This is a genomic window from Peribacillus sp. FSL K6-1552 (genome assembly GCF_038005205.1).
In the GTDB taxonomy this organism is placed as follows: domain Bacteria; phylum Bacillota; class Bacilli; order Bacillales; family DSM-1321; genus Peribacillus; species Peribacillus butanolivorans.
The window spans coordinates 3,107,059-3,122,198 of the sequence record NZ_JBBOST010000001.1; the positions used below are offsets into that span (position 1 = coordinate 3,107,059).

Here is a 15,140-nt window from a genome sequence, read left to right on the forward strand (position 1 = left end):
ATTAATTCGCATACCAACCTACAGGCTTGGCATGCTGGTGGATATTGATTTGCTTCGTTTCCATAAAGTGCTCCAGCCCAACAGCACCTAACGCTCTGCCGATTCCACTTTGCTTATATCCTCCCCAAGGACCTTCAACATAAGCGAGATGATAACTATTAATCCAAGTAATTCCCGTACGCAATTTACTAATGACACGTTTTGCTCGATCCATATCTTCAGTAAATACAGCACCAGCTAATCCATAAATGGAATCATTCGCTTTTTGGATGGCATCTTCCTCATCTTTAAATTTCTGTACAACAAGGACTGGACCAAAAATCTCTTCCTTAACAATACGCATATTCGCATTTACATCAGCAAAGATCGTTGGCGCAATAAAAAATCCTCGATCAAGCCCATTTTCTGTTAAGCGCTTACCACCACAAACTAATTTTGCACCCCCTTCGATTCCGCTCTTGATGTAATGTAAAACTTCATTCATATGAGGCTCGTTTGTGAGGGCTCCCATTTCAATGTTTTCGCTTTCCCCGTTGCCAACTACAATTTTGCTTGCACGCTCGGCCAATCTTTCAACAAACTTATCATAAATGGTCTCTTGTACAAGCAAACGAGATGCAGCTGAACAAACTTGCCCAGCATTGTGGAAAATACCAAACATCGCATTCTCGACTGCAGTTTCAAAATCCACATCGTCGAACACAATAAGTGGAGATTTACCACCCAGTTCAAGTGTGATTTTTTTCATATTGCCTGCAGCTGCGCGCATAATGCTTTGGCCTGTTTTTGTTCCGCCGGTAAAGGCAATCTTGTCAACATCATGGCTCTCGGCAAGCTCATTCCCAACTTTTGATCCAGGTCCCAATACCAAGTTTGCCACTCCGGCCGGAAGTCCGATCTCTTCGATAATTTCAAATAATTTGAATACGCTTACAGGAGTGACCTCAGCAGGCTTAAGTACAATTGTATTCCCTGCGGCGAGTGCAGGAGCAATTTGCCAAACAGCTAACATAAGCGGGAAATTCCAAGGTACAATAAGTCCACAAACACCAATCGGTTCATGAATAATAATTGTTTCCGAAGAATCAGCACGAGTGTAAGATTCCTTTTTCATGCCTTTGATCAAGTCAGCATAATATCGGAAGCATTGAATCGATACCGGAATATCCGCATAAGTGGTTGCGCGAATAACCTTACCGTTATTTGCAGTTTCCAAACTTGCAATTTCAACTGCCTTCTCTTCAAGACGGTCTGCAATCTTATAGAGATAGTCAGCTCTTTCATCAGCTGATAAATTCGACCAGATCCCGCTGTCAAACGCTTTACGAGCCGCCTTGATTGCTATCTTCGCATCGTCTGCTGATCCATCAGCAGACGTTGCGATCACCTCTCCGGTTGCAGGATTGATAATGTTTCGTCTAGCACCGGATAACGCTTCTACCCATTTCCCGTCAATGAACATGTTAATTTTCATAAACAACTCTCCTTTACGCAATAATATCTTTCAGTTTGAAACCAATATGTGCTAGATTTACCAGCATCGTTTTCTGATTATAGAACGGGAATGATTTGAGACGTTCCTTTTCAAATCGATATCCACCTGCACTCCCCGTAACGATCCATTGTGCCAATAACTTACCAAACAATGTCGAGAGGGAAGCGCCGTGGCCCGTATAACCCGTTGCGAAATATGCGCCTTCTTTGGATCTTCCGATAACCGGGAACGTATCAATTGTAACCCCGATAAAACCACCCCAACGGAAATCAATCTTGCTTCCTGCTAGTTTTGGCATTATTTTAACCATGGCATCGTAAACACTTTGATAAACGGTATCGCCTAAGTTTGGACGAATATCGCCACCGCCAAATACGATCCGATTATCTGGTGTACGTCGGAAATAGTAAAGGAAATTGCTTGTATCAAAAACCATGCGATCTTTAGGAATGACGGTACTCACCATTGATTCTGGAAGCTGTTCAGTAGCAATAATACGTGCCGAAATTGGCAGTACGCCTTTGTTCAGTTCATTCATGATTTTTCCGGAGTAACCATCTGTAGCGACAATAATGTCTTTCGCAGTAACAGCACCTTTTTCTGTTACAACTTTTACACTGTTTTGACCGTACTCAATAGATAGTGCTTTCGAATGCTCAAAGATTTTTGCACCAATCGATTTAGCTGCTTCTCCCAAACCAATTGCATAGTTCAGTGGCTGGAACGAGTAACTCGAGTTGTCGACTAAGCAGCCATAATAAAGTGGGGAATCGATCTCTTGATGCAACTGACTTCGATCAAGCACGCTTGATTCGTACCCGAAATTTTTGTTTAAGTATTCGCTTTCATGTTTCAATCCTTCAAAATGCTTGGCTTTGTAAGCCGCCACAATGTGACCTGTCTTTCTAAAGTCACAGTTGATTTGATGCTCGTCAATGATTTTTTTAACCAGTTCAACACTAAACAGGGAGAGATCGTTAAGCTGTCTCGCCTCGTCGACACCATACTTTTTGGCAAGCTCCTGCACCGTTGGCTTATAGCCTGGCAATACCATCCCGCCGTTACGACCGCTGGCGCCATATCCGATCGTTTCTTGCTCAAGGACAATGACACTCTTCCCTAATTTTTGCAAATGATAAGCAGAAGAAAGACCTGTGAAACCTGCGCCAATAATGACAACATCCGCCTCTTCATTTCCTTCAAGAAGCTTTTCTTTTTCATAGCTGTTTGCAGTCGCTGCCCACAGTGAGAGAGCATCCATTCGATCCATCTTATCCATAGCTAGTTCTTCTCCTTTTATGACATGTATGCTATAATACAGTCAAATTTTATTCGCAATATTCACACTTCTCGAGTCCATCATATGACTTGGAGTTTCCTCCATGTCAATAGCCATTTGAGAGTTTTTTAGATTCATTTTCGTAAAAAAGTGGAGTAACTCCACTTTCTTCATTGGGGGGCATCTATGAAAATTGGTACATTTGCAAAGCTTTTTCATGTTACGACCGATACCGTTCGTTATTACATTGAACAGGGATTATTAATACCAGACAAAAAAAACACCCAGTATCAAATGAACCAATTGTGTCTAGACGACATGGCTTTTATTACTGAGCTGAAAAAATTTCATTTTACACTGCTAGAAATTCAACAAATTTTATCGTATCAGCGTGTCACAAACTTCTCGGACCATGAGGATATCGACTACTACAACAACTTGCTCATTGATAAAAAGAACCAGCTGACCAAGAAAATAGAAGACATATCTAAAGCTATCCATTTGATTGAAAAAGCGGTTCAAACCAACTCGCCTTCATCCAAAGAAGAGAATTTTACAGGGATCCCACTTTCCTTTGTAAATATGCTCTATTGTCCGAAGTGCCACATTCCACTTGAAATGAAAGATATAACGATTAAAAAAGTCTACATTCAAACGGGGAGCTTAACTTGTACCTGTGGATACGAGGCAGCTATCGAGGAAGGTATTATCATTACCGCGAACTTGTACGAGACGTCTCCTTATCCATCTTATTTTTACGATAAAGAAACGATTAAAGAGATCAATCCCAAAATGATTAACTTATTTGAAAAAAGTAATTTTTGGTTTCAAAAAGTTCTACAAAATATAGATTTGAAAAACAAGTTAATCGTGGAAACAAACGTTGACGCTGTTGTGTCACTACCCAAATATATCGATGTTCTTGAAACGAGCGCATCCTATGTATTCAGTGGCTTTTCGCTTGCGATGCTCAAGAAGGTTAGAAAAAGAATTGAGAGTATGAATCCGAAGCCAAATGTCCTTTATATTTTGAATTCTGATTTAAATCTGCCATTGAAACCGCTTAGCATCGATGTTTTTGTGGATAGTTTTACAGCAAATGATTTTTCACTGCTCAATCCGCAGTTCCCAATTCATGTTCTAAAAAACTATTTCCATAACAGTTCAACAATTGTCGGCGGGTACTCCTATTATGATAGCTCGGCCAAATCCTTGAAAAATATTTCAGCCTTATATCCAAATTCCCACGAGCATATTTTATATCCAAAATACATAGAAGAAAATATATCAGTCAACGGATTTCAAATTACGCAAAGTGAAAATATCGGTTACTGTACAGATCCAGGACCTTTTTTTGATTATCATGTAATAGACGAAAAATTCCACATGCTAATGTATTTGGCTAGTACGAAATAATAGCATACAAAAAGAGGCTGTCCGAAAAGTAGGCTAGTTCACGGATGAGACAGCCCCTTGTAGCTAAAATGGTTCTGGTGCGAAAACTTCAAGATCATTGCAAGTAATCTCTAAATCTTGGACATACTGATACTATTACTCTAAAAAAGGTGCGTGATCAGTATGGAAAAGCGAAATTTATTCAAATGGAAACATGATCATCATGACAAACGAATCCGTCGTCATCTCAAGCAAACCAATGACTATTGGAGAGTCGATGAAACATATAAGGGAGAGTGACCGGGTGCTCCAGCCATACCATGGTTTCCAGTTGAAATCCTAACATAGAACGAGCTCGGTTCTTAATGAAACGGTGATCTTTTTCCACGATATAATTAAGATATTTTACCTGTCTAATTCAGATGCCTATAGGCATCTTTTTTTCTTTTTTTGATCCTTCAATGGTTATAGGGGAAGTTGATTTTTTTATAGACGGTTATGACACGAGGCGTTGAAACATAATACACAGTAAAGCTTTCTTGAAGAAACGCTTTGTAGTATTGAGATCTCTTGTTTTACTTAAAGTGTATGCTATTTTCTTCCGAATCAACGGCACGATTCAGATAAATCCCACCCCATTACTCAACTATCAAACTCCGTTAGTTATACTTGTGTCGCCACCCATTAGTACAATCACCTGTAGTTTATAATCGACTTTTTTTGCAAACAAATCCACCTCTATTAACATAGAGGTGGATTTGTTTTAGATCGATTTATATATTTTTATACCTTTTCTTAACATTTAAAAAATCTTTATAGACTAAAACAGCAACAACAATAAAACTTAGACTAACAACCCGGAAGATCATCTCTAAACTAATCCATTCAGCTAAAATACCTAATACAAAGGCGCTAACTCCAACACCAACGTCAAAACTGGAAAAGAAGGTTGCATTGGCTGCGCCACTTTTTTCTTCACTTACCTTTTGAACCGTCCATGTTTGTAAACATGGCATAACAGTTCCATAACCTGCCCCAAATAAAATCGCAGCAATAATAAGATGAAGATCATTTGTCGCATATGACAGCATAACAAGTGACAAAAATCCTAACACAGCTGACATAATGATGATAGACCAAGGCCCTTTTTTGTCATACCATTTTCCGGTAAACGGACGTAGTAAAGTTGCTACTGTTGCATTGATAAGGAAGAATAGAAAAATATGATCTAATCCCTTTTGTTTCCCAAAAAGAACTAAAAATGTAATAATCGCTCCAAAACCAAGTGTTGTAATAACCGTCAGTAAAGCTGGGAACCATACGTCTTTTTCAAAAATCATATCTAAAAATCGAAATGGTTGCTTCTCACGCTTTACAGTAGTAGGTGAATATACAAATTGAAGCGCAATTACTGCCAATAGGCTGAGTACTACTGATGACCAAATTAAAATATCGAAGGAAAAAGAGTCATAGATAAGGATACCTATACTCGGTGCAATGATAGCCCCGACCGTTGTTGAAATAGAAAAATACCCCATTCCTTCTCCTAACCGTGTCTTAGGAATTAAATCGACTACTATTGTACTATTCGCTGTGGTTGATACCCCCCACGCTGCGCCATGGAAAAGTCGTAACAATAGAAAAAGCCATATAATATTAAGAAAAGGATACAGTATTGTAATAATCATTAAAGCTGCACTTGCACTAATAGCTAGACTTTTCCGTTGGTTATCAATTAAATAGTACCCTACAAAAGGTCTGATTAGAACAGCGCCTATCGTAAATAATGATGTCACTAAACCTACTTGAATGGAAGATGCATTCATGCTTAACAAATAGGCTGGCAAAATAGGGAGCAACATTTCAAACCCTATAAAAACTAAAAAGTTGCTTATAAATAAAAAAAGAAATGATTTATTAAAGATTCTTTGATTTTTCATAGAATTATTCCTCGCTTCTAAATTATTTTTTCTAAGTTAGAAGCGTTTGGAACACTGAAACGTTTTTCAATTGCCTAAGTTTTTTAGTCAATTGACTCACCCTCTCTAAAACTCCTTAAAAATTTATCAAATCATTATATCAGACTTCCCCATTATAAACAAACGACTTTTTTAAACAACTATAATATTACTCAAATGAATTTATTTTAAATGTAACAACTTTATTGTCACTCTACACGATAGTTGAATAAAGAACATCTGCCTTAAAGACAGCTTCGATCTTCAGCTAACGCACCTGTTAGTTGAAGTATTTTGCGAATATGATTTCAGATGCAAATTACATTTCATTTATTTGTTCCCATTCACTTAAATACATACATTGCTTAATTTTTTTCGGGTTTTCTAGTTTACAAATTAATTCTAAACTGTTTCCGTCTAGGTCATTAAAATGAATTTTAGCGTGTGCATATTCTTCGTGAGGCATTACAAAAGGCTCAATAGGTTCAAACCCAAAAGCCTCTCTTGGCTTATAACCTTTATTTTCAAGCCAAACAACTGAGTTTTTTAAATCTTCTAATTCTACTTGAAATGCAATATGTCTTATTGATGGATGATACTCAACTTCTACTTTATCTGTTTCCCATAGTCCCAACCAACTTTTATCTTTTTCAATCCATAGAAAAGCCAATCTGTCTTCAACCTTGTGATCAAATTGCAAACCAAGTCCTTCATAAAATTCAATTGAACGATTTAAATTACTTACTGGTAAATGTGCTTCATATAAACCTTTTATCACTGATATAGCTCCTTTTATTATAATTCTCTTCTATTCTTTTTTTTTCTTAAACAACTAATCTGTCCCTTTAGTTTTGATTAAAAATGATTTTAAAAAAGAGAATATAGTATATATCAACATCTTATTTTTGGGCTTCTACGATGCTTTGTAGCCTGCTCAAAGGCATAAGCGAGTTTTATTAAAACCCCTTCGCTAAAAGCAGTACTTGCCAAAGTGACACCAAAAGGTCTTCCACTTTTCATATATCCAGCAGGTATAGCTATGGAAGGATAACCAGCTTTAGCACATATTGTTGAACCTATATACGAAGGGAAAAGTATCGCATCAAGATTATACTTTTTTAAGGCAAAATCAATACCCTGTTCCTGGGAAAAATACAAATCTTCTAATTTTGCATTCAAATATTCAGGATTTCTTAATGTGTTAGGGAAACTTTCTCTTAGCTCCAACTTATTTTGACCGTACTTTAATGCTTTTTCTTCAATATTCTTGTTAAACTGAATTAATTCAGCAATAGAATGTACAGGTGTATTCGATGGTAATTTTGAAAGATAATTATCTAAGCTATGTTTCAATTCATATAATGACACTCCCCAGCTCCATTCTCTATGAAAAGAGGGGATCTCTATATTTTCAAAGACCTGTGCGCCTTCATTTCCTAGTGTTTGAATGACATTATTAAACAATTCCTCATCGTACTCTTCAGAGTCATAATAATCATTAGAAGCTTTGTTGAATACTCCAATTTTAGCATCTTTAAGACCCATAGAATCTAAATAAACTGTATAATCCTGTTGTAACCTTCCTTCATTTTTATGTGTAGCAGGATCAAGCTTATCAACTCCAGCTAAGGTTCCTAATAAAATTGCTGCGTCCGTAACAGTTCTTGCGAATGGTCCTGCTGTATCTTGAGAATATGTAAAGGGAATAATCCCACTGCGACTAACTAAACCCACAGTAGGTTTAATACCGACCACAGAGTTTGTAACAGCTGGACTAAGAATAGAAGCATCTGTCTCAGTACCTACTGATAATAAGGTAAAATTTGTTGCTACCGCCACTGCTGATCCTGAACTTGAACCACCAACATAAAGATCAGCATCCCCATATGGATTTAATACTTGTCCGCCCCTTGAACTGTAGCCAGCCCACATTTCAAATGACATCCCATTAGCTAATTCTGTCATATTCGTCTTACCTAAGATAACCGCGCCCGCTTTACGGAGTTTTTTAACAAGAAATGCATCTTTACCACTAATATTATTCTCAAGTGCAATTGTTCCTGCACTTGTATGCATTGAATCATTAGTTTCAATATTGTCTTTAATAAAGACAGGAATACCATGTAAGGGTCCTCTAACACCTTTTGCTACACTTTCATAATCTAATGCTTCAGCAATGAATATTGCGTCAGGGTTTATTTCAAGAATAGAATTTATTTTCGGGCCGTCTTGGTCGTACTTTGCTATTCTAGACAGGTAATACATTACCAACTCTTTTGAAGATACTTCTCCATTTTCCATAGCTTTTTGTATGTCATTAATCGTTAACTCTTCTCTGAAAAATTTATTAAAATTAATTCCCATTAAACTCTCCTTGTACTATCAAATTTAAATTGATTAATATTTAGATCTATAATTCTATTCTATATATAAATTCAGTAATCCTTCTTCAACTATCTGGCCCCATTTGTTGAACAAAAGTCAAACAGCATTCTTGAACTATCCTACCCCTTTAGCTCTATAAGAAAAGGAGCTGCTAATCAGCTCCTAGTAATGAAGTAAAGCACCCTTAGTTCTATAGGCTTTAAATGAAATTTTTACTAAGATAGCCCTGCAAACTTGTTTTTAAATCCATAAAATCAACTTGATTCACGGTAATTTCAGGTTCGATCCAAGAAAAACCATCACCTTTAAACCTCGGTATTATATGCATATGATAGTGTTCAACATCTTTGTAGATTCCATTTTCTTGCATAATGGTTATTCCATCTGTATTGAGTAAATTTTCAAGTGAAATAGCTACTTTTTGAGATATAAGAATTACTTCATTCAAACTCTTTCCATCAACTTCTCTGAATTCTTGGTAATGTGTTTTGGGAACAACTAAAACGTGCCCTTTATTTATTGGGAATTTATCTAAAAAGCAACACACCAACTCGTTTTCATATATTATGTAGGCTTCAGCTTTTTTATGGATAATCTCACAAAAGATGCAAGTCTCCATTTTCACACTCCTTTTTCCGTAATAAGAATCATTTCTATTTTCTTAATTTATTTACCTGCCCCATTTGTTGAATAAGAAAAAGGTTGCCGCAGCAACCCTTTGTTAAACTTTCGCTCCATTTAGGTTAACACGATTTAAATAGTTACCATAAGGTTTAACTTCTCAAATCATTCTTCTTTTAACAAATCAGAATTATAGTTTTAGGACCATTCTTACTGTTTTAAGGGTATGTCCATCAAAGTTATCATCAAATTCAGATACAACTTCTAATCCTTTTGCCTTGTAAAACGTTGTTCCTATTTGATTATCTTTTTCTACATTGATAAAAATTTCTTTTGCACCTTCTAAGTTCTTAATGCCCTCTTTTAGTAAAGCAGTTCCTATTCCTTTTCCTTGGTATTCTGGGTTTATATAAATCGCTCCAAGTTCCGCCTCCCCGCCTTCTTTTACAGGAGAGAAGTTAGCGAAGCCCACAATTTTCTTATCAACCTCTGAAACGAATATAAAAGAACCCTCTACACGTTTTTGCATCATCGCATCATTATAAGCATACTTTAAGAAATTTTCCTGAATTTTAAGAGGGATAATGCCTTCATAGGCAGAGTTCCAACTTTTTTTTGCAACTTGTTGAACTTGATGTATGTCCTCCATTTGCATTTTACGGATAGTAAAATCCATTTTCATCACTCTTTCATATGTAATTATAATTCTTGTTATTTGGATTTAATCATTTTAATATAAATTCCATTAATTAGTAAGAAATTCCTTTTATTCTTAATAAACTAAACTGCCCCGTTAGTGTCATAAGAAAAAGGCTGCCGCGGCAACCCTTCCTAAATGAAGTAAAGCACCCTTTAGCTTAATAAGGGATTTTGATGTGGTTAACTTTTATCTTATACCAAGTTGATTTCCAATTCTTTTTTGTTATGCGACCTTCATAAATTTCCACTCGCTCTTTAGTCTCTTTAAAATAAGGTGTTGGTTTTACCTCTATATTAATAACATCACTAATTCCACAAGGGGCTGCTAATATTACATTGTCATTTTCATCTAACTTTACTCCTAAAGCTATTGCTGTTTCTGGAAACTTCGATATAGCATCAACAGACGAAGAATAAGGAGGCATATTACTTTTAACATGCATTCTCGCTTCATTCTTTACCGACCAAGGGATATTGGGTATAAGGGATATTAGTTTTTTTTCGATTTTCTTTACTTCTAATTTATCAATATTTGTTGGATCAAAATAGATCACATCAATATCTGGAATAGTTGTTCTTACGCTAAAATCGTGTAACACATCCCAGACCTTTGATCGGATAAATCCAGCACATATCCACCAATCAGGCAAATTCAATGATTTGGCAGATTCTAATATTTCCATCATCCATTTATCTTCTCTAATAAGCGAAACGATTTCTTCCTCATTAATCACTTTAAAATTACTCCTTGTAAAATGTATTTCATTAGTTATTCTTTAACTTCGGATTCAAATCCTTCTTCAACTAAACTGCCCCGATAGTTCCATAAAGAAAAAGCTGCTTTAAAGACAGCTTTGATCTTCAGCTAACGCTCCTGTAGTTTTATAAGAAAAAGGCCTATTTATAAATTACTTCTTAAATCCAAAACATCTTTTTCCGCGACTCCATTTGTCATAAACCCACCTATTAATTTAACTATTTTACTGTCTTCATCAATTTCAACCTTATATTTTTGCTCTTCGTATATTTCAATACGTGGAGTTACATCAAATATGCTAACCTCTGAAAGCATATTGTTTTCATAGTAGTATTCCTCGTAGTAAAGGTCTGCGTAATCCTGTGTGCCACATACGCTACGTTCATACTTAACAATTTTCCCATTATCATATGTAAATTTGGACACCACATCAATGTGACCCATATTATTAAACACTACTCCAAGAACAATATCTTCGGAGTAAATCAAGTATTCTTCATCAAAACGGCTAACTGGAGTGGTAAACTCATTTACACCTTTTACCCTTATCAATCTATTGTCTGCATCGAAGCCGTATTCATAAGAATATTTCCCAAATTCGGGTTTTCTTTTAAGTAGTTTACCTCTTTTAATATTTCCTACGATCAAATCAAGTACCAGACCTGGACAATAATATCCTCTGTGAAGTGTTTCTCCACCTTTTGAATACTCAAAAGTGACAATTTCCATTTCTTTTGAATTCTGTAATCGGAAAAGTTTACTCGCAAACTCATTTCTAATGCTTACTAACTCTGAGATAATATCTTTGAACGAGTTTAATTTATTTTTGTCGATTTGAATATTTGAAATTTTCATTTGTTCCATCGCTGATTGTTGCAATTCATTCAGCATACGTTCAAAGTTATCCATTTTATCACCCTACAGTTCATTAATTGCCTTTATTATTATTTATTTACTTTTGTTTGTTTTGTTGCTTATTAAACTATCCTGCCCCGTTAGTGCCATAAGAAAAAGGCTGCCTCAGCAACCTGCCTTTTTTGAAGTAAAGTACCCGTAAACTTAAGAAGATGTTAAGGTAATAAATTCTTCGACATCTTTAACGCATAATTCAATTCCTTTTTCCCAAAAGGCTTCTGATGTAATATCTTCCCCTAAATGCTTCATTACTAAATCTTCTGTGGACATACTTCCTGAATCACGAAGCAAGTTTAAATAATCTTTTTCAAATTCTTTTCCTTTTTCCTTTGCCTTTGCATAAATACTTAGAGAAAATAAGTATCCGAATGTATATGGGAAGTTGTAAAATGGAGATTTGGTCATATAATAATGTGGTGTCCAAACCCACGAATGGATAGAAGCATTATCAAGAGAACCTTCATACCCTTCATCTATTGCTTCTTGCATTAGTTCATTTAAACGTGATGATGAAACAATCCCCTCTTTACGTTCCTCGTAAAATTTCTTTTCAAACAAGAACCTAGAATGAATATTCATGAAGTTCATCACACTACGTTTTAATTTTTCATCAAGTAAAAACAATTTTTCTTTAGTGGATTCAGCTGTTTCCATTGCAGCATCTAAGATGATCATTTCGGAAAATGTTGAAGCAGTTTCAGCAATACTCATTGGATATTGTTTATTCATTCCATTAACCGGTTTCATCGCATGGTTATGAAATGCATGACCTAATTCATGTGCCAAGGTTAAAACATTGGTAATTCTACCACCATATGTCATAAAAACTCTTGATTCTCCTGAAAGTGGGAACCCCGCACAAAACGCAACAGTTGATTTATTTGGACGATCTTCAGCCTCTATCCAACCTTTATCAAATGCCTGCCGAGAAAAACTTTCTAATTCCGTTCCAAATTGACTAAAATGCTCCAAAATAAAATCCACAGCATCTTCATATTTTATCTTTTGATTACCTTTTGTAACAGGAGCCCAAAAGTTATACGAATGCATTTTTTCATCACCATTCATTTTTGCTTTTTGATTTAGGTAATTAGTAAAAGGTTTTTTGTATTTACTAACGGCTTTCCACATTGCATTCAGTGTTTCCTCTTTGATGCGATTTTCAATCAAAGGAACTTTTAGTATATTTTCTAATCCTCGTTTTTTGTACACTTGTAATCGGAAACCTGCGATATGATTCAGTATTTTGGCAAATAGTTCTTCTTGCTCGTTCCATTTATCTTCCAAAGCCCTATGAGACTCTTTGCGAACCTCTTCATCAGGGTGTGAACGTAAATTTATCGCTTGACCAACAGATAATTCACTTTTTTCTCCGTCGATTTGAACATTAACTCTAATACTATTAACAAGTGAATTATAAAACTGCCCCCAAGCATGATAACCATCTACCATCAGATCTGAAACTAAGCTTTCTTCTTCATCTGAAAGATGCATCTCGGCTTTTTTACGCCATTCATTAAGTATGAACTTATAGTTATTTAAAACCTCAGTATCTAGTATACCTTCCCACAAATGTTGATTTGTGTTTACAAGTACTTTTTGTACTTTTTTAAAAGCAGACTCAAAACGAGCATTTATAGAAGATGTTTTTCCTCGTAGTGTTGTAGCAGATTGATCCTTTGGGTTTTGTGCAAGAAGACAGGTAATAAAAGAGTTGGCTTGTGATAGGTTCATTCGAATGTCTATTATGTATTCAATAATATCTACAACTTTTAATGATTCATTTAATTCTTTTGGAGTATGAAAAAATTTCAATTTTTCTTCAAATTTAGAAACTTTGATTTCCAATTGTTTTAAATGTTCACGAAATTGAGATGATTGGCTCCCATCTGGAAACAATTTATCCAAGTTCCATACTTGCAGATACTCTGTTTCTTTCATTTGTTTGCCCCCTAAAAATTTTAATACTACGGTTCCTTAATAAAACGTACATTCTCAGTTTATCAAACTAAGGAATATTATGGGGGTTCTTTAACTAATCCGCGATAGTTGCATAAAGAAAAAGCTGCCTTAAGACAGCCCCAATCTTCAGCTAACGCACCCGTTATTTCTACAAAAAGAAAAATATAGAAAGCTAGTTTACCTTTAACATGCTTATTCAAATTTGGAAGGACTTTTCTCTATTTCACAAAACCGTTAATTAGGCTATCTAGGACCGTTTAACTTTGTCGGTATTTTTGTTCTGATTATTAATCAAGGCTGAACCATAAATGATTCAGCCACTGTTTTATTTTTCTTATTGTCCGTTTTCATCTGTTTGTGAATCGTCTTCAGTACCTTCTGTTTCAGTTCCATCATCAGTTTGATTATCTTCCGTTTCTGTATCTTCTGTCTCTGTACCCGCACTACTGCAACCTTCGACAACACCAACCAACATGAAAGACGCCATCAATACCATAAGCCATTTTTTAAGGTTCTTCATCCTTTTCTGCCTCCATGATTGTTCAAATTTAGTTACAAGACTATCATACAGGCATTTCAGAAAATCAGAATCTTATTTACCATTTTTTAACAAAAATTCGCAATTTCTTTAAAGTTCCTTAACATTTCTACTATTTGGAAATTCATTTATTATAGACACCTTTTTTTCATTTCTTTAATAATGTTATTTTTCCATTTTTTCAAACAGAAAATGGTTGCCTGTATCGATGAGGCATATTCAAGGACGACAGTTGACCTGGTAAATTCTGAGACAAGAGTCATCTAGATGACTTGTACCCACTTTTTTAGAATAAGCACTTATTATATTCCAAAGACAGCATGAATTTGCTGCATATCTCCATCTTTATATTTTTCCAATGTTATAAAAAAACCAACCTTTGGTAAAGAGCAAATTAGCTTAAATGCTCAATGAATCTCGAACCCTTTTATAAAGCCTTTATGTTCTCTTGGTCCTAAAGACATAAGCGTAACATGTCTTCCCTCTAGTCCACTGTGAGAATAAAGTAGATCAAATTTGAAAATTCCCATGAAATTAGGCTCAACAATCGAGCTCCGATTGAATATCGAAACTCGATGGCTTCCTAAACTTTTTTAGATGCTGTCTACTTGACGGGGTAAGTCCACTATATATGTCTTCTTTAACTACATTACCTATTCAAACCCCCTTTAATTAATCCATCCTTTTCTTTTTAAAAAAACAAAAACAATCAATGTGATTATGCATATATCAAATAGACTTTCTATTTCTATTCCCAAGTCTTCAAAAAAATCCTTCAACATACTTTTCCAAGCTCCCTCAGTATGATAGCTATATCTCTCGAATGCTCACTTACTCGCAGGATTTCATAACCCCTGAAATTAATTATAAGTTGTTTGAATCTTGTAGTTTTTTAATCCATTCTAGTAATCTAGTGAATACCCTTTGGCTATTTTCAAAAGTAAGAGAATCACCAACGACAATTCCACGAAAATTTACAGCTCGTGCCACTTTTAATAGTTGTGAAATATCCACACCGACAACGAGATGACGATCCGAAATTCGTTCAATAGCTGATTTTATTTTTGTTGCATTTTATATTTCATAGTAGAGCTTCCACCTTATGGTGAGTGTTGTGATTATGTATATTTATCGCA

12 protein-coding genes and 2 pseudogenes are annotated in these 15,140 nt (G+C 35.4%); 2 read left to right on the plus strand and 12 right to left on the minus strand.

What is annotated here, in order from left to right; genetic code table 11:
• Position 1 precedes the first annotated feature (1 nt).
• Positions 2-1,474, minus strand: coding sequence for an aldehyde dehydrogenase family protein (locus NST21_RS14950; RefSeq protein ID WP_340889891.1), 1,473 nt, complete (start codon positions 1,472-1,474; stop codon positions 2-4).
• A gap of 13 nt (positions 1,475-1,487) precedes the next feature.
• The gene (locus tag NST21_RS14955; protein WP_340889892.1) at positions 1,488-2,774 is read right to left on the minus strand and encodes an NAD(P)/FAD-dependent oxidoreductase; all 1,287 of its coding nucleotides are present in this window, start codon (positions 2,772-2,774) and stop codon (positions 1,488-1,490) included.
• 186 nt (positions 2,775-2,960) lie between these two features.
• Here NST21_RS14955 and NST21_RS14960 point away from each other — a divergent pair, with 186 nt between their 5' ends.
• Both NST21_RS14960 and NST21_RS14965 read left to right on the plus strand, forming a co-directional pair.
• Positions 2,961-4,190 (plus strand): MerR family transcriptional regulator, encoded by a 1,230-nt coding sequence (locus NST21_RS14960; RefSeq protein WP_340889893.1) that lies wholly within the window; start codon positions 2,961-2,963, stop codon positions 4,188-4,190.
• 162 nt (positions 4,191-4,352) lie between these two features.
• Positions 4,353-4,457 (plus strand): annotated as a pseudogene (locus NST21_RS14965) (IS6 family transposase); the annotation flags it as partial.
• A gap of 485 nt (positions 4,458-4,942) precedes the next feature.
• On the opposite strand, the gene NST21_RS14975 reads toward NST21_RS14965, so the two are convergent.
• From NST21_RS14975 to NST21_RS28885, 10 genes and pseudogenes are all read right to left on the minus strand, one after another.
• Positions 4,943-6,109 (minus strand): MFS transporter, encoded by a 1,167-nt coding sequence (locus tag NST21_RS14975; protein ID WP_340889894.1) that lies wholly within the window; start codon positions 6,107-6,109, stop codon positions 4,943-4,945.
• Positions 6,110-6,446: 337 nt separating this feature from the next.
• Complete coding sequence (locus NST21_RS14980; protein ID WP_340889895.1) at positions 6,447-6,905, minus strand: VOC family protein; 459 nt, start codon at positions 6,903-6,905, stop codon at positions 6,447-6,449.
• A 113-nt stretch (positions 6,906-7,018) separates the two neighbouring features.
• Positions 7,019-8,491 carry an amidase family protein gene (locus tag NST21_RS14985; RefSeq protein ID WP_340889896.1) on the minus strand — a complete coding sequence of 491 codons (1,473 nt, stop codon included), beginning with the start codon at positions 8,489-8,491 and terminating at the stop codon, positions 7,019-7,021.
• Between the two features lie 220 nt (positions 8,492-8,711).
• A complete protein-coding gene (locus NST21_RS14990; RefSeq protein WP_340889897.1) occupies positions 8,712-9,137 on the minus strand; it encodes an HIT family protein in 426 nt (141 codons plus the stop codon).
• 186 nt (positions 9,138-9,323) lie between these two features.
• The gene (locus NST21_RS14995) at positions 9,324-9,809 is read right to left on the minus strand and encodes a GNAT family N-acetyltransferase (protein WP_340889899.1); all 486 of its coding nucleotides are present in this window, start codon (positions 9,807-9,809) and stop codon (positions 9,324-9,326) included.
• Positions 9,810-9,990: 181 nt separating this feature from the next.
• Positions 9,991-10,518, minus strand: a complete 528-nt coding sequence (locus NST21_RS15000; protein WP_340892568.1) for a nucleotidyltransferase family protein — start codon at positions 10,516-10,518, stop codon at positions 9,991-9,993.
• A gap of 215 nt (positions 10,519-10,733) precedes the next feature.
• Entirely contained in the window at positions 10,734-11,498 is a 765-nt protein-coding gene (locus tag NST21_RS15005; RefSeq protein ID WP_340889901.1) for a hypothetical protein, read from the minus strand.
• 150 nt (positions 11,499-11,648) lie between these two features.
• Entirely contained in the window at positions 11,649-13,445 is a 1,797-nt protein-coding gene (locus NST21_RS15010) for a M3 family oligoendopeptidase (protein WP_340889902.1), read from the minus strand.
• A 355-nt stretch (positions 13,446-13,800) separates the two neighbouring features.
• A complete protein-coding gene (locus NST21_RS15015) occupies positions 13,801-13,986 on the minus strand; it encodes a hypothetical protein (RefSeq protein WP_056523936.1) in 186 nt (61 codons plus the stop codon).
• Positions 13,987-14,871: 885 nt separating this feature from the next.
• A pseudogene (locus NST21_RS28885) lies at positions 14,872-15,089 on the minus strand (IS110 family transposase); the annotation flags it as partial.
• Positions 15,090-15,140 lie beyond the last annotated feature (51 nt).

Coding starts and splice junctions, on each gene's coding strand:
- NST21_RS15005 (WP_340889901.1), bottom strand. CDS start 11,498: ATGGATAACTTTGAACGTATGCTGAATGAATTGCAACAATCAGCGATG.
- NST21_RS15000 (WP_340892568.1), bottom strand. CDS start 10,518: ATGATGGAAATATTAGAATCTGCCAAATCATTGAATTTGCCTGATTGG.
- NST21_RS15015 (WP_056523936.1), bottom strand. CDS start 13,986: ATGAAGAACCTTAAAAAATGGCTTATGGTATTGATGGCGTCTTTCATG.
- NST21_RS14975 (WP_340889894.1), bottom strand. CDS start 6,109: ATGAAAAATCAAAGAATCTTTAATAAATCATTTCTTTTTTTATTTATA.
- NST21_RS14955 (WP_340889892.1), bottom strand. CDS start 2,774: ATGGATAAGATGGATCGAATGGATGCTCTCTCACTGTGGGCAGCGACT.
- NST21_RS15010 (WP_340889902.1), bottom strand. CDS start 13,445: ATGAAAGAAACAGAGTATCTGCAAGTATGGAACTTGGATAAATTGTTT.
- NST21_RS14960 (WP_340889893.1), top strand. CDS start 2,961: ATGAAAATTGGTACATTTGCAAAGCTTTTTCATGTTACGACCGATACC.
- NST21_RS14985 (WP_340889896.1), bottom strand. CDS start 8,491: ATGGGAATTAATTTTAATAAATTTTTCAGAGAAGAGTTAACGATTAAT.
- NST21_RS14950 (WP_340889891.1), bottom strand. CDS start 1,474: ATGAAAATTAACATGTTCATTGACGGGAAATGGGTAGAAGCGTTATCC.
- NST21_RS14995 (WP_340889899.1), bottom strand. CDS start 9,809: ATGGATTTTACTATCCGTAAAATGCAAATGGAGGACATACATCAAGTT.